Source organism: Isoptericola sp. NPDC056578, assembly GCF_042793275.1.
In the GTDB taxonomy this organism is placed as follows: Bacteria; Actinomycetota; Actinomycetes; order Actinomycetales; family Cellulomonadaceae; genus Isoptericola.
Map to the genome: position 1 here is coordinate 1 of NZ_JBHTVC010000034.1, position 14,484 is coordinate 14,484.

A 14,484-nucleotide genomic window follows, 5' to 3' on the forward strand; every position below is an offset into this window, starting at 1 on the left:
GGGCCAGAACCATGCTCACGACACTCAGGCGGCGGAGGCGGAGTCGGCGCCGTCCTCGCTGAGCTCCTCGTCGCACTTGCGCGTCACGACCAGCACCGGGCAGGCGGAGTGGTGCAGCACCGCCTGGCTGGTGGACCCGAGCAGCAGGCCGCGGAACCCGCCGCGGCCGCGAGAGCCGACCACGACGAGGTCGGCCCCGGTGGAGAACTCGGTGAGGAGCTCGGCACCCGTCCCGTCGAGCACGTGCCGCTTGATCGTCATGCCCGGGTTCGCCGCCTGGGCCCGGTCCACGGTGACGTCGAGGCCGGCCTTGACGTCGGCCAGGACCGTCTCGTGGTCGATCTGCGACGGCAGCCACGCCAGGATCCCCGCCCCGCCGCCGAGCGGCACCCCGGCGACCGCGACAAGCTCCGCGTCCCACGCCTTCGCCTGCGAGACGGCGTGCTTCAGCGCGACCTCGGCCGACGGCGACCCGTCGACGCCCACCACGATGCGGCGTACCTCGTGCACCACGTCGCCGTCGCGGCGATCCGCGGCGTCGGTGCTGCCGCCCCCGTCGCCGCGGTACGGCACCACCACCGTGGGGCAGTGCGCGTGCGCCGGCAGGGCCGAGGAGACGGTGCCGAGCAGCCGCTCGGTGAACCCGCCCTTGCCCCGCGTGCCCACGACGGCGAGCGCGTGCTCCCGCGACATCTCGACGAGCACGCCTGCCGCGTCCCCCGTCGCGACGGTGCCGGTCACGGGGACCCCGCTCGCGGCGACCCGTTCCTCCGCCTCGGCGAGGACCGCCTTGGCGCCCTCCTGGATCGCGGTGTCGTCCAGGGCGGCGTACCCGCCGTCGAGCGAAGCGGCCGTGAACGACGGCAACGAGTAGGAACAGACGACGTGCAGCCCCCACCCCACACGCCGCGCGTACGCGGCAGCCCAGTCGAGGGCGTGCAGGCTGGCTGCAGACCCGTCGACACCTACCAGGACGACCTCAGGCCGTGTCATCTCGCGCCTCCTGTCCGCTGGCGAGGAGCTCGCCCTCGTCGTCGAGGGCGCCTGGTTCAAGCGTAGCGAAAGGATCGCGCAAGTCACAGCAAAGCGACGCCAGACACGTCGACCCCCCTGCCGGTGGGCACGGGGGTCGACGGCGTCCAGGTGCGGCCAGTCGGCCGGGCGGCGTCAGAACACGCGCAGCGCGACGGCCTCCGACTCGGACTGCCACATCTTGTGGTAGCCGGTCTCCCAGTTGATCGGGCGGGAGGCCTCGACGACCATCCCGTCGCCCGCGTAGATGCCGATGTGGCCGGGGCTCCAGATGAGGTCACCCGGCTGCAGCTCGGAGAACGGGATCTGCTTGCCCGCGTAGCGCTGGTCCGACGAGGTACGGGGCAGGTCGATGCCGAGCTGGCCGTAGACGTAGGACGTGAGGCCCGAGCAGTCGAAGCCGGACGGGCTGGCGCCGCCGACGACGTAGGGCGTGCCGATGTAGCGCATCGCGATCGACACGGCCTGCTGGCCGAGCGACGAGTTGGACGAGGTCTCGGCTGCCGCCGGCGCCTCCTCGCGCTCCGCGGAGCGCGAGGCGGTCTCGGTGGAGCGCTCGGTGCTCTGCTCCTCGACGACGGGCTCCGGCTCCGGCTCGGGCTCAGGCGCCGGGGTGATCTCGGCCTTGGCCGCGATCTTCTTGTTGATGGTCTCCATGTCGACCTTGGCCTTGGACTCGACCGTGACGACCGGAGCCGCCTCGAGCGCCTCGCGGGCCTGGTCGCTCAGGGCGCCCAGATCGACGGTGCTGAGCTTCTTCGCCGAGTCGGTGTCGACCGGGGCCGCCTGGGCGGCGCTCGCGCTGGCGAAGGTCGAGACGAGCAGTCCGCCGGCGGCTGCGGCGACGACGGCCCGACGGCCGGTCACCGAGGAGCCGACGCTCTGGACCAGCCCGCCGAGCGGACGGCGCGCGGCACGGTGCCGGGCGCGCGTGGTACGTGCGTTCACGTGTTCCCTCTCCTGTCGCCTACGAGGTCAGCTGTCGGGTTCGGGTGGGAGAAACACCCGGCCTCACGGACCAGGTCCGTGCGACTTCACCCCAAGGACGCCGTGGAACAGCGCCCGAAATTGGGTCCCCCGCCCCTGCGTGCGGTCAAGGTCCCCGACCGGCTGCAGGGCTCGGCGTTCCGGTCGAGACCCGGCGGATCACCCGCCGAGTGGTTGACACCGTAGCGGACGCGCGAGGCGATGTCACGTTTCGGTCACAGCGTCTGTGGACGACGCTCCCGGACGCGCGTCCGCCCAGGTCGAACCGGTTACCCGCGCACGACGAAGCCCCACCGCGCAAGGGCGCGGCGGGGCTCCGTGTGACGTGTCGGACAGACTCAGCCGACGCGGATGAACGTGGGGTTCGACTGCCAGATGGCGCGGTACTTCACGACGTCGCCCGGCTTCGGGGCGTCGATCTGCATGCCGTCACCGGCGTAGATCGCGACGTGACCCGGGGTCCAGACCAGGTCGCCCGGCTTCGCCTCGGAGGCGGAGACGACGGTGCCGGCGTTGCGCTGCGCGGACGAGGTGCGCGGGAGGTTGATGCCGACCTGCGCGTAGACGTACTGCGTCAGGCCGGAGCAGTCGAAGCCGGACGGGCTGGAGCCGCCGGAGACGTACGGGACGCCCACGTAGCGCATCGCGATGGAGACGATGGCCGAGCCGTTGGCGGACGCCGGGACGGCGGTCTCGACCTCGGCGCGCTCCTCGGAGCGGGAGACGGTGCTGGTGGAGCGGTCCGCGTCGACCGACGACTCCTCGACGACGGGCTCCGGCTCCGGCTCGGGCTCCGGGGCCGGGGTGATCTCGGCGCCGGCCGCGATCTTCGCGGTGACCTTCTCGACGTCGACCTTGGCCTTGGCGTCGACGGTGACGACCGGGGCCGCCTCGAGGGCCTCGCGGGCCTGGTCGGTCAGGGCACCGAGGTCGACGGTGCTGAGCTTCTTGGCGGCGTCGGTGTCGACCGGGGCGGCCTGCGCGGCGCCGGCGCTGGCGAAGGTCGAGACCAGGAGGCCACCGGCGGCGGCGGCCACGGCCACACGGCGGCCGGCGACGCCGGACGGGGCGAGGGCGATCGGACGACGGGCGGCGCGGTGCCGGCCGTGGTTCGTGCGTGCGCTCACGTGTCTACCTCTCCTGTCGCCTGCGAGGTCAGCTGTCGGGTTCGGGTGGGAGAAACACCCGGCCGTCCGTGCCCGTGACCGGGCCCGTCCGGCTTCACCCCAAGGACGTCGTCACCGACGCCCGAAGTGGGTCCCCCGCTCCTGCCGTGCGGATGTCCGTGGAGCTCGGCCGGTGGCAGGGTTCGGCGGTCCGGTCGAGCGCTCGCAGGATGAACTCCGACGAGCGCCCCGACCGTACCGGACAACCCCGGGCGATGTCACGCTGCGGTCACGATGTGGCGTGCCGCCCCGGCTCAGGAGCCGGACCGCAGGTCAGCGGCTCGCGACGAACAGGTGCTTCGCCAGCTCCTCGGGCAGGTCGAGCACGATGCCGGACCCCTCGACCTCGACCGCGATGTCGTCGCCGGCGGTGCGCGCGACGATCTGCGCGCCCGGCACGAGACCGGACTCGGCGAGACGCGCCAGCAGCTCGATGTCCACCTGGAGCGGCTCGGCGATCCGCTGGAGCACCAGCTCGACGCCGTCGCCGTCCGCCAGGCCCTTCGCCCTGCGCGCCTCGAGCACGCCGGGCAGGGACTGCACGCCCTCGAGGAACGGCACGTCCTTGTACTGCTCCCCCAGCTCGGACAGACCCGGGATCGGGTTGCCGTACGGGTCGGCGTGGGGGTGGTCGAGCAGGGTGACGAGCCGCTTCTCGACGAGGTCGCTCATCACGTGCTCCCAGCGGCACGCCTCGGTGTGCACGTGCTCCCAGTCGAGCTTGATGACGTCCGTGAGGAGCCGCTCGGCGAGCCGGTGCTTGCGCATCACGCGGGTCGCCTTGGTCTGCCCCGCCTCGGTGAGCTCCAGGTGGCGGTCCCCCGTCACGACGACGAGACCGTCGCGCTCCATGCGCGCCACCGTCTGCGACACCGTCGGCCCGGAGTGCCCCAGTCGCTCGGCGATGCGGGCGCGGAGCGGCGGGATGCCCTCCTCACCGAGCTCGTAGATCGTCTTGAGGTACATCTCGGTGGTGTCGATCAGGTCGGTCACGTCCACTCCCGTCATTCGGCGCGGCCTAGTCTATTCGCACGCGTGGGCGCAGGCCGGGTCGCGCGGCGCCGTCGTGCGCACTCCTGACGAGACATCCTGCCCTGCCCCACCGACGACCCGCTCCCACTCGCCCGGAACCGGAGACACCATGCCCGCTGCGTCGAGCCACCCGAGCCCTTCGAGCCACCCGAGCGTCGTCATCCCGGCGTCGCTCCTTCCGGCCGACGGCCGCTTCGGCTCCGGCCCGTCCAAGGTGCGCCCCGCCCAGGTCGCCGCGCTGGCCGCCTCGGGCGACCCGGCGGCCCCGGTGCTGGGGACGTCGCACCGGCAGCCGGCCGTGAAGGACCTCGTGCGGCGCGTCCGCACGGGCCTCGGCGAGCTGTTCGCCCTGCCCGACGGGTACGAGGTGGCCCTCGGCAACGGCGGCGCGTCGGCGTTCTGGGAGGTCGCCGCGGCCTGCCTCGTCGAGCGCCGTGCACAGCACGCGGTGTTCGGGGAGTTCGGCGGGAAGTTCGCCGCGGCGACGACGCGCGCACCCTTCCTCGCCGACCCGGACGTGGTGTCGGCCGAGCCGGGCACCGTGGCGCACCTCACGCCGGTCGACGGCGTGGACGTGTACGCGACGCCGCACAACGAGACCTCGACCGGCGCGATGGCGCCGGTGCGGCAGGTGCCCGGCGCCCGCGCCGACGGGGCCCTGCTCCTCGTGGACGCGACGTCGGGCGCGGGCGCGCTGCCGGTGGACGTCGCCGACACCGACGTCTACTACTTCGGCCCGCAGAAGGTCTTCGCGGCCGACGGCGGCCTGTGGCTCGCGGTCTGCTCGCCGGCCGCGGTCGAGCGCGCCGAGCGCGTGGAGGCGTCCGCCGGGACCGCTACCGGGCGGTGGGTGCCGGAGTTCCTGTCCCTGACGACCGCGCTCGCCAACTCGCGCCTCGACCAGACGCTGAACACGCCCGCGGTCGCGACGCTGGTGCTGCTCGCCGAGCAGGTCGAGTGGCTCCTGGGGACGGGCGGCCTCGCGTGGTCGAGCGCCCGTACCGCGGAGTCCGCGGGCGTGCTCTACGACTGGGCCGACGCGCGCGACTGGGCGACGCCGTTCGTCGCCGACCCGGCCGAGCGGTCCACGGTCGTCGCGACGATCGACCTGGACGACGCGATCGACGCCGCCGCCGTCGTCCGCGTCCTGCGCGAGAACGGCGTCATCGACGTGTTCCCGTACCGCAAGCTCGGCCGCAACCAGCTGCGCGTGGGGGTGTTCCCCGCCGTCGAGCCCGACGACGTCCGGGCCCTCACCGCCTGCGTCGACCACGTGGTGGCACACCTCGGCTGACGCCCTCGCCGGCGGGGCCTCCCGAGCACGCCTCACATCGTCCCAGTTCAGCGAGCATTTTTCACCCGTTAGGTCACGGGCTGATAACGTGCCGCCTCGTCACAGACGGGCGATGTTGCCGGGAGGCCCCGCATGCCGGAGATGCACCATTTCACCTACGGGCTGATCACCCCGCTGCTCGCGTACGCCGCGTCGTGCCTCGGGGCGGCCACCGGCCTGTCCGCGACGGCGCGAGCCCGCGCCGCGACGGACACGAAGACCCGCGCGGCCTGGCTGCTGGTGGCCTCCGTCGCCATCGGCGGCACGGGCGTCTGGGTCATGCACTTCATCGCCATGCTCGGCTTCACGGTCACCGACATGACGATCAACTACGACGTCCCGCAGACGGTCCTCAGCGCCCTCGTGGCCGTGGTCGTCGTCGCGCTGGGGCTGTTCCTGGTCGGCTTCGCGGGCGACCGCCCCCTGTGGCTGGTCTCCGGCGGCATCGTCGCCGGGCTCGGCGTCGCGGCGATGCACTACATGGGCATCGCGGCCATGCGCATGACGGGCCACATGGAGTTCTCCCTGCCCGTGGTGGGGCTCTCCGTGCTCATCGCGATCGTCGCGGCGACGGCGGCCCTCTGGCTCAGCGTGAACGTGCGCGGCCGCGCCGCGACGTTCGGTGCGGCCCTCATCATGGGCGTCGCCGTCAGCGGCATGCACTACACCGGCATGGCCGCCCTGACGATCACGGGGGCCTCGGGCGTGCCGACGACCGGCACGACCGCCATCGACCTGCTCGGCCCGCTCATCCTCGGGATCGCGGCGCTCACGGTCGCGCTCATCTTCGTCGTGCTGATGTGGCCGAACGAGGAGGAGATGCGGGACCAGCAGGAGTTCGAGGCACGGATGCAGCGGCGCGCGAACGGGATCACCCCGCCGGCGCGGCGCGCCTCGCGGCGGGAGCCAGCCACGCACCGGCACTGAGCGCGCCGCCGCGGCGGCCCGACGCCGTCAGGCCGTCGTCGGCACCCGCTCGGCGTCGGCGCGGCTCAGCTCGCGCCGCACGCCGCCGCGCGTGGTGACGCCCTCGAGCACCTCGCGGTCGAGGTAGACGACCTCGAGGTGCGGGCGCGACAGCACCCGGTAGCGCACCCGCAGGTGCCAGCGCCGTACCGCCCAGGCGGTCGCGCCCGCGGCGACGAGGAACGTGGCGATCGAGCCCACGAGGATCGACCAGCGCGGGCCCCACGCCTCGCCGATCCAGCCGACGATGGGCGAGCCGATCGGCGTCGCGCCCTGGAAGACCATCACGTACAGGGCGATGACCCGGCCCCGCATCGCCGGGTCCGTGGACACCTGGAGCGCACTGTTGGCCGCCGTCATCATCGTGAGCGACGACAGCCCCACCGGGATGCACGCGACGACGAACGCCGGGTAGGTCGGCATGAGGCCGAGCACCGCCGTCGAGAGCGCGAAGGCGAACGCCGAGCCGATGACCAGGCGCACCCGCGGGCGGTCCCGGCGCGCGGCGAGCAGGGCTCCCGCGAGGGAGCCGATCGCGAGGACCGAGCCGAGGATGCCGTACTCGCTGGCCCCGCGCCCGAACTCGACCCTCGCCATGAGTGCGGAGGTGAGCTGGAAGTTCAGCCCGAACGTCGAGACGACGAACATCACGACCATGATCACGACGATGTCGGACCGCCGGCGCACGTACTGCACGCCCTCGCGGATCTGGCCCTTGGCGCGCGGCGCGGCCGGCTGGGGCCGCAGCTCGCGCACGCGCATGAGTGCCAGGGCCGCGATCGTCGCCCCGAAGGTCACGCCGTTGATCATGAAGACCCAGCCGGCGCCGACGGCGGCGATGAGCAGCCCGGCCACGCCGGGGCCGATGAGGCGCGCGGCGTTGAACGACGCGCTGTTCAGGCCGACGGCGTTCGGCAGCTTGTCGGCCGGCACCATGTCGGCGACGAAGGTCTGGCGCGCGGGGTTGTCCAGCGCGGACACGACGCCGAGCAGGAGCGCGAAGACGTAGACGTGCCACAGCTCCGCCCGGCCGGACAGCACGAGGGCACCGAGAGCGAGGGCCAGCACGCCCATCCCGCCCTGGGTGGCCATGAGGAGACGACGGCGCGGCAGCCGGTCGGCGAGCACGCCCGCCCACGGGGAGAGCAGCAGGAACGGCACGAACTGGAGGGCCGTGGTGAGGCCGACGGCGATGCCCGAGTCGTCGCTGAGGTCGGTGAGGACGATCCAGTCCTGGGCGATGCGCTGCATCCACGTCCCGACGTTGGCGACGAGTGCTGCCGCGAACCAGATGCGGTAGTTCGTGTACTTCAGGGAGGAGAAGGTGGCGCTCATCGATCGAGCTCCCCGGCTGGTTCGTCGCTCGCGGGGGCCACGGATCTCCTTCTCCTCGGGGTGTCGTCGACCGTGGCAACAGACTATCGAATCGTTCTATTCCCCGCCTGGTGAGTGACCCGGCCCACGCGTCCCACCGAGTCCAGTACGGTATGCGCCGTGCGCACCGAGATGTCCCTCGCGGAGACCCTGAACGAGCTCGGCCTCCTGGGAGGCCGGACCCTGCCCCGCTTCGTCACGTCCGTCGGCGGGGCCGGCGACGAGCTCGAGGTCGTCGCCGACGCCCGGGCGGTGAAGAACCTGCCCGGCGCGCTCAAGCTCGCCACCCGTCTGGTGCCCGCCGTCCGGTCGCGGCTGCGCGTCGAGGGCTTCGACGGTGGTGTCGCCGTGCTGTCCGTCGACGCCAGCGCCGGCGGCCTGCCCGCGCACAAGCTGCTGGGGCTCGCCAAGAACCGCATCGAGTCCGTCCTGTCCGCGAAGGGCCTGCCCGCCGGGTCGGTCCAGATCCGCCCCGACGCCCGCATCGCGCTGGACGTGCAGCGGCTGCTCGCCGCCCGCTACCCGGGCACCGTCGTGCAGGGCATGACGTTCGCCGACGGCCGCGTCGCCGTCGACACCGCCGCCTGACCCTGCGCGTCGTGGGCGTGCGCCGCCCGCCTACTTCACCGTCGCCGGGAGCACCTCGAGGTCGTCGGTGTGCTCCTTGACGTAGCTGCCCGCCTCGTCCTTGGCGATCGCCTTCATCAGCGGGTCGAACCGCTCGCGGTCGAGGACGACGATCGACTGCCCGTCGTCGCTGCGCCCCGTGCCCGAGTACGGCGCGGTCATGAAGTCGACGTCGTTGGTGCTCAGCCCGCGCGCGCTCATGTAGAGGTTGCGCATCCGGTCGATGGTGAACCCGTCGTCGGCGGCGACCGACCTGCTCACCGTGGTGAAGAACTCGGTCATCATGCCGACGTCGTTCCGGTTGTTGTTGACCTTGGCGAGGATGGCGCGCATCCAGTTCTGCTGCCGCTGGACGCGGCCGAAGTCGCCGTTGGCCAGACCGTGGCGCTGGCGCGTGTACTTCAGCGCCTCCTCGCCGGACATCATGTGGACGCCCTTCGAGAAGAAGACCTGCTTGCCGTCGCCGATGTCCTCCGGCACGCGGATGCGCACGCCGTCGAGCGCGTCCGTCATCGACGTGAACGACTCGAAGTCGGTGACCACGAAGTGGTCGATCTTCACGCCGGTGAGCTCCTGGACAGTCTGGATCATCAGCGCCGGGCCGCCGTAGGAGAAGGCCGCGTTGATCTTGGCCTCGCCGTGCCCGGGGACGTCGACCCACGAGTCGCGCGGGATCGAGACCACCTGGGCGCTCTTCCGGTTCGCCGGGAGGTGGACCAGCATGATCGCGTCGGTGCGCTGCGCGCCGGCCTTCCACTGCGACGGGTCTCCGGCGGAGATCCGGCTGTCCGAGCCCAGGACGAGCAGGTTGACCGCCTCGGTCTCCGCCTCGACCTCGGGGCTGCTGCCGGCCGGGATCTCGGCGAACGGGTCGCCGATCCGCTCGATGTTGCCGTCCAGGCTGCGCTGGAACCACCAGGCCGCTCCGAGACCTCCGGCGGCGACCAGCAGCACGACCACCAGGACGACGGCAAGCGCACGACGGCTGCGGCGCGCCTCGGTACGGGCGTGGCGGTGCGGGGCGGTGGCTCGGCTCACAGGGCGGGATCCTACGGGCCTGGTCGCGACGACGGCGTGTTCCGCTCGTGAGGCTTCCCGCCGTACCATTCGCCGGGTGCGCCGCCGCAGGGCCCGCGGGCACGCGAGCGAGACGAGAGGCACGACCATGCACGGCACCCGGGCGACGCCGCCGTCGTCGTCGGAGCGCTCCCGCGTGCTGCTGGTCACGCACCACTACCCGCCCGAGCACGGCGCCCCGCAACGTCGGTGGGACTCGCTGACGCCGCGCCTCATGGACGCGGGCGTCGACGTCGCCGTCCTCACCCCACCCCCGCACTACCCGAGCGGACGGCTGCAGGGCGCGGCCGCCGACCACCGGCCAGGGTCGGTCTCCCGGGGCCGGCACGGCGAGCGCGTGGTCCGCACCAGGTTCCGTCCGCACGCCGCCGACCTGCTCTCGCGCACGATGGACCAGTCTGTGGCCGCGGCGAGCGCCGTCGTGCTGGGCGTCCGGCACTTCCGGCAGCGGGCCGAGCGGCCCGACGTCGTGGTCGGCACCGTGCCCGGCATCCCGTCGATGTTCGCCGCGTGGCTGCTGGCGCGGCTGCTGCGCGCCCGGCTCGTGATCGAGATGCGCGACGCCTGGCCGGACCTCATCGAGCCGAGCGGCGTGCTCGACGCGCGACGGTCCGCCACCTCCCGTGCCCTCGCGGGCGCGCGCGCCGTCGTGCACCGGGCGGTGACGCGGCTCCAGTCGCGCGCGGACGTCGTCGTCACGACGACCGAGACGTTCGCCCAGGTGCTGCTCGAGCGGGGCGTGCGACGCGTCGCCGTCGTGCGCAACGGCACGTCGTTCCAGCCGCTCACCCCGGACGACCAGGTCGGCGGCCGGCCCGACGACGCCCCGCCGGCCCGGGCGCTGCGCGTCGTGTACGCGGGCACGGTGGGGCGCGCCCAGGACCTGCAGTCGGTGGTGCGCGCCGCGGCCCAGGTGTCCCGTCGCGGGCTGCGGCTCGACGTCCGCATCGTGGGGGCGGGCGCGCGCGTGCCGTTCCTCGAGGGGCTGGTGGCCGAGCTCGACGCTCCGGTGACGTTCGTGGGGGCCGTGCCGCACGACGAGATCCGCCGCTACTACGCGTGGGCGGACACCGTGGTGGTGTCGCTGCGCGACTGGAAGCCCCTGGAGTGGACCGTGCCGTCGAAGCTGTACGAGGTGATGGCGTCGGGGGCGTACGCCACCGCGTGCGTGGCCGGCGAGGCCGCGGCGCTCGTGCAGCGCTCCGGCGCCGGGTCGGTGGTGCCGCCCGGCGACGTCGACGCGCTCACCGAGCTGTGGTCGAGCTGGGCCTCGTCCGGCGACGTGCCGGTCGCCGACCCGCGCGCCGCGGAGTGGGTGGCCCGCAACGCCGACGACGACACGCTCGCCGCGCGGTACGTCGACCTGCTGCGCGAGCTCACCGACCCGGCGGCCACGGAGGCGCGATGACGCGCGTGCGCGAGCTGGCCCGCGACGCGCGGTTCGCCGCGTCCTTCGTGGGCCGGGCCCTGCGTACCGACCCGGCGTGGCTGGTGCTCCAGGCGGCGCGACGCACCCCGGCCCGGGTGAGCGCCGTCGTCGTGCCGTGGGTGGAACGGGCGCTGGGCGACGGCACCTCCGGCGAGGCCGGGCGGCTGCGTGCCGCGTGGCAGGACGGAGACGTCGCGACCCTGCGCGCGGCCGCCCCGACGACCCGCGCCGGCCGCCGGGTCCGGGCGTCGCTGCTGGGTCAGGTGGCCGTGCTCGAGGCCGTCCCCGGCCCCGGACCGTCTCGGGATGCGGACGATCTCCCGGGGCGAGCGGGTGAAAAGAGGTCCCCCACCGGACCGGGTGAAGATCCGGCCCGCCCCGCCGACCCGGTGGCAGTCCACCACCACCTCACCAACTCGCTGCCGCACACGCAGAGCGGGTACACGCTGCGCACCCACGCCGTCCTCGCCGCGCAGCGCGCCGCAGGGCACGAGGTCACCGCGACCACGCGGGCCGGCTATCCCCTGATGATCGGGGCGCTCGGCGCCCGCGGCGCGGACATCGTCGACGGCGTGACCTACCGGCGCCTCGTGCCGCGGTCCCTGCCCGCGGACCACCGGCGCCGCGCCGCGGACGGCGTCGACCTGCTGGCCCGCGCGCTCGACGACGCGCGCCCCGCCGTCGTGCACGCCACCACCCCGTGGACCACCGGCGACGCCGCCCGCGCCGCCGCCGCCCGGGCGGGCCTGCCCTGGGTCTACGAGGTGCGCGGGCTGCCGGAGGAGACGTGGGCCGCATCGCACCCGACGCCCGAGGGGCGCGAGCGTGCCGCCGCCTCGGAGCGGTTCGCGCTGGTGCGCGCCCGCGAGACCGACCTCGCCCTGACGGCGGACCACGTCGTCACCCTCAGCGGGACGATGCGCGACGAGCTCGTCGGGCGCGGCGTGCCCGACGAGCGCATCACCGTGGTGCCGAACGCCGTCGATGCCGCCCTGCTGCGCCCCGCGCCGTCGGCCGTCGAGGCACGCGCCGCGCTGGGCCTGCGCACCGCGCCGTTCGTCGTCGGCACGGTGAGCAGCGTGGTCGGGTACGAGGGCCTGGACACCGTGCTGCGCACGGTCGCCCTGCTGCGGTCGCGCGGCGTCGACGTGTCCGCCCTGGTCGTGGGCGACGGCGTCGACCGGCCGCGCCTGCTGCGACTCGCCGACGAGCTCGGGCTGGGCCAGCACGCCCACCTGCCCGGGCGCGTGCCGCGGGACGTGGCGCGCACCTACCTCGCCGCGCTCGACGTGGTGCTCGTGCCGCGCCGCCCCGACCGCGTCACGCGCCTCGTCACGCCACTCAAGCCCGTCGAGGCGATGGCCCTCGGGCGGCCGGTCGTCGCCAGCGACCTGCCCGCGCTCGCCGAGGTGCTCTCGCCGCTCGATGCCGGACCAGGTGGCGGCGCGGCCGCCGGCGTCCTGGTGGAGCCCGACGACACCGCCGCGTGGGCCGACGCCGTCGCGCGCGTGCTCGACGACGACGCCCACCGCGCCGCGCTCGTCGATGCCGGCCGCCACGTCGCCGCCGAGCGCACGTGGGAGCGGCTCGTGGGCCGGTACGCCGACGTGTACGCGCGGGTCACGGCACACTCTTAAGGACTGAACCGGCGGAGGGACTGGCAACGATGCGCGGAATCATCCTGGCGGGCGGCAGCGGCACCCGGCTACACCCGATCACCCTCGGGGTGAGCAAGCAGCTGGTGCCGGTCTTCGACAAGCCGATGATCTACTACCCGCTGTCGACGCTGCTGCTCGCGGGCATCCGCGACGTGCTGGTGATCACGACACCACACGACGCGGAGCAGTTCCGGCGGTTGCTCGGGGACGGGTCGCAGTTCGGCATCTCGATCACCTACGCCGTGCAGCAGGTGCCGAACGGCCTGGCGCAGGCGTTCGTGCTCGGCGAGGACTTCCTCGGGGCCGACGCCGCGGCGCTGGTGCTCGGCGACAACATCTTCTACGGGCAGGGGCTGGGCGACCAGCTGCAGAAGTACACGTCCGTCGACGGCGGCGCCGTGTTCGCCTACCGGGTCGCGGACCCGAGGGCGTACGGCGTGGTCGAGTTCGACGCCGACGGGCGCGCCGTGTCGTTGGAGGAGAAGCCGGCCCGGCCGAAGTCGAGCTACGCCGTGCCGGGGCTGTACTTCTACGACAACGACGTGGTCGAGATCGCCAAGGACCTCCAGCCGTCGGCACGCGGCGAATACGAGATCACGGACGTCAACCGCACCTACCTCGACCGCGGGGACCTGCACGTGGAGGTGCTGCCCCGCGGCACGGCGTGGCTCGACACGGGCACGTTCGACTCGCTGCTGGAGGCGTCCGACTTCGTCCGCACGATCGAGCGCCGCCAGGGCCTCAAGGTGGGCGCCCCCGAGGAGGTCGCGTGGCGGCGCGGCTTCCTGTCCGACGACGAGCTGCGCGTCCGCGCCGAGGCCCTCGTGAAGTCCGGCTACGGCACCTACCTGCTCGGCCTGCTCGAGCAGTAGCCCGGCAGGCTCAGGCGAGCGGGCTCAGGCGAGCACCTCGGCCGCGGCGGCGTCCCAGCGCTCCGCCCAGTCGCCGATGGGCGCGACACCGGCGGCCCGCAGGGCGTCGTGGCCGAGCACGGAGAACGCCGGCCGCGGCGCGGGGCGCACGAACGCGTCGGACGTCGTGGGCTCCAGCGGGGTCGTCTGGCCCGCGGACGCAAGGATGCGGCGGGCGAACCCGAACCACGACGTCCGCCCCGAGGCCGTGCCGTGGTACGTGCCCGCCGGGACCCCCGCCTCGACGAGGCGGGCGATCAGGTCGGCCAGGTCGCGCGTCCAGGTGGGCTGGCCGACCTGGTCGTCCACGACCGCGAGACGGTCCCTCTCGGCGCCGAGTCGCGCCATCGTCCTCGGGAAGCAGCCGCCGTGCGCCCCGTACAGCCAGGCGGTCCGCACGATCAGGTGGTCCGGCGCCTCCGCGCGCACGGCCCACTCCCCCGCGGCCTTGGTGCGCCCGTACGCGGACACGGGCGCGAGCGGCGCGTCCTCGTCGTAGGGCGCGGTGGCGGCGCCGTCGAACACGTAGTCCGTGGACACCTGCACCAGGCGGGCGCCCGCCGCGTGCGCGGCCCGCGCGAGATTCGCGGCTCCGGTCGCATTGACGCGGAACGCCTCGGCCTCGTGGGCCTCGGCGTCGTCGACCGCCGTCCACGCGGCGGCGTTGACCACGACGTCGAACCCGCGGGCCGCGGCCAGGACGGCGTCGGCGTCCGTGACGTCGAGGTCCGCCCGACGCAGCCCGACGACGTCCGCCCCGGCGTCCCCGAGACGGGCCAGCAGGTCGGTCCCCAGCATTCCCGTGGCGCCGACGACCAGCCAGCGTCGCGACGCGGAGGTGGCGGGCGGTGCCGTCGTGGTCTCGGTCACCGTAGGATCCTACGGGCCCGAC

The 14,484-nt window shown here is 73.8% G+C and carries 13 protein-coding genes and 2 riboswitches; of the genes, 6 read left to right on the top strand and 7 right to left on the bottom strand.

The window, feature by feature from the left end:
• Positions 1-24: 24 nt before the first annotated feature.
• From ACFQ80_RS13975 to ACFQ80_RS13990, 4 genes are all read right to left on the bottom strand, one after another.
• The gene (locus ACFQ80_RS13975; RefSeq protein ID WP_430548662.1) at positions 25-993 is read right to left on the bottom strand and encodes a universal stress protein; all 969 of its coding nucleotides are present in this window, start codon (positions 991-993) and stop codon (positions 25-27) included.
• A gap of 174 nt (positions 994-1,167) precedes the next feature.
• On the bottom strand, positions 1,168-1,980 hold the full coding sequence (locus tag ACFQ80_RS13980; RefSeq protein ID WP_430548661.1) for a C40 family peptidase: 813 nt from the start codon (positions 1,978-1,980) through the stop codon (positions 1,168-1,170).
• Positions 1,981-2,167, bottom strand: a riboswitch (cyclic di-AMP (ydaO/yuaA leader).
• Between the two features lie 190 nt (positions 2,168-2,357).
• Entirely contained in the window at positions 2,358-3,146 is a 789-nt protein-coding gene (locus tag ACFQ80_RS13985) for a C40 family peptidase (RefSeq protein WP_430548660.1), read from the bottom strand.
• A 3-nt stretch (positions 3,147-3,149) separates the two neighbouring features.
• Positions 3,150-3,327, bottom strand: a riboswitch (cyclic di-AMP (ydaO/yuaA leader).
• Between the two features lie 131 nt (positions 3,328-3,458).
• A complete protein-coding gene (locus ACFQ80_RS13990; protein WP_430564076.1) occupies positions 3,459-4,178 on the bottom strand; it encodes a metal-dependent transcriptional regulator in 720 nt (239 codons plus the stop codon).
• A 148-nt stretch (positions 4,179-4,326) separates the two neighbouring features.
• On the opposite strand from ACFQ80_RS13990, the gene serC reads away from it, so the two are divergent.
• Positions 4,327-5,511 carry a phosphoserine transaminase gene (gene serC, locus ACFQ80_RS13995; RefSeq protein ID WP_430564077.1) on the top strand — a complete coding sequence of 395 codons (1,185 nt, stop codon included), beginning with the start codon at positions 4,327-4,329 and terminating at the stop codon, positions 5,509-5,511.
• A gap of 132 nt (positions 5,512-5,643) precedes the next feature.
• Positions 5,644-6,477: an MHYT domain-containing protein gene (locus ACFQ80_RS14000; RefSeq protein WP_430548657.1), complete on the top strand. Its 834-nt coding sequence runs from the start codon at positions 5,644-5,646 to the stop codon at positions 6,475-6,477.
• A 27-nt stretch (positions 6,478-6,504) separates the two neighbouring features.
• On the opposite strand, the gene ACFQ80_RS14005 is transcribed toward ACFQ80_RS14000, so the two are convergent.
• Positions 6,505-7,851, bottom strand: coding sequence for an MFS transporter (locus ACFQ80_RS14005; RefSeq protein ID WP_430564078.1), 1,347 nt, complete (start codon positions 7,849-7,851; stop codon positions 6,505-6,507).
• Between the two features lie 159 nt (positions 7,852-8,010).
• Between ACFQ80_RS14005 and ACFQ80_RS14010 the strand changes: the two genes are divergently transcribed.
• Positions 8,011-8,478 carry a hypothetical protein gene (locus ACFQ80_RS14010; RefSeq protein ID WP_430564079.1) on the top strand — a complete coding sequence of 156 codons (468 nt, stop codon included), beginning with the start codon at positions 8,011-8,013 and terminating at the stop codon, positions 8,476-8,478.
• Between the two features lie 30 nt (positions 8,479-8,508).
• Here the strand turns inward: ACFQ80_RS14010 and ACFQ80_RS14015 are convergent, their stop codons facing one another.
• On the bottom strand, positions 8,509-9,555 hold the full coding sequence (locus tag ACFQ80_RS14015; protein WP_430564080.1) for an LCP family protein: 1,047 nt from the start codon (positions 9,553-9,555) through the stop codon (positions 8,509-8,511).
• Between the two features lie 76 nt (positions 9,556-9,631).
• On the opposite strand from ACFQ80_RS14015, the gene ACFQ80_RS14020 reads away from it, so the two are divergent.
• The 3 genes from ACFQ80_RS14020 to rfbA are packed head-to-tail and all read left to right on the top strand — an operon-like array spanning position 9,632 to position 13,553.
• A complete protein-coding gene (locus ACFQ80_RS14020) occupies positions 9,632-11,002 on the top strand; it encodes a glycosyltransferase family 4 protein (protein WP_430564081.1) in 1,371 nt (456 codons plus the stop codon).
• Positions 10,999-12,660 (top strand): glycosyltransferase, encoded by a 1,662-nt coding sequence (locus ACFQ80_RS14025; protein WP_430564082.1) that lies wholly within the window; start codon positions 10,999-11,001, stop codon positions 12,658-12,660. Before ACFQ80_RS14020 ends, ACFQ80_RS14025 begins: the two co-directional genes overlap by 4 nt.
• A 29-nt stretch (positions 12,661-12,689) precedes the next feature.
• The gene (gene rfbA / locus ACFQ80_RS14030; RefSeq protein ID WP_430564083.1) at positions 12,690-13,553 is read left to right on the top strand and encodes a glucose-1-phosphate thymidylyltransferase RfbA; all 864 of its coding nucleotides are present in this window, start codon (positions 12,690-12,692) and stop codon (positions 13,551-13,553) included.
• A gap of 24 nt (positions 13,554-13,577) precedes the next feature.
• Here the strand turns inward: rfbA and rfbD are convergent, their stop codons facing one another.
• Positions 13,578-14,462: a dTDP-4-dehydrorhamnose reductase gene (gene rfbD, locus ACFQ80_RS14035; RefSeq protein WP_430564084.1), complete on the bottom strand. Its 885-nt coding sequence runs from the start codon at positions 14,460-14,462 to the stop codon at positions 13,578-13,580.
• Between the last annotated feature and the right edge of the window lie 22 nt (positions 14,463-14,484).

Excerpts from the sequence above, each read along its gene's own strand:
- ACFQ80_RS14005 (WP_430564078.1), bottom strand. The coding sequence starts at position 7,851 with ATGAGCGCCACCTTCTCCTCCCTGAAGTACACGAACTACCGCATCTGG.
- serC (WP_430564077.1), top strand. The coding sequence starts at position 4,327 with ATGCCCGCTGCGTCGAGCCACCCGAGCCCTTCGAGCCACCCGAGCGTC.
- ACFQ80_RS14025 (WP_430564082.1), top strand. The coding sequence starts at position 10,999 with ATGACGCGCGTGCGCGAGCTGGCCCGCGACGCGCGGTTCGCCGCGTCC.
- ACFQ80_RS13975 (WP_430548662.1), bottom strand. The coding sequence starts at position 993 with ATGACACGGCCTGAGGTCGTCCTGGTAGGTGTCGACGGGTCTGCAGCC.
- rfbA (WP_430564083.1), top strand. The coding sequence starts at position 12,690 with ATGCGCGGAATCATCCTGGCGGGCGGCAGCGGCACCCGGCTACACCCG.
- ACFQ80_RS14000 (WP_430548657.1), top strand. The coding sequence starts at position 5,644 with ATGCCGGAGATGCACCATTTCACCTACGGGCTGATCACCCCGCTGCTC.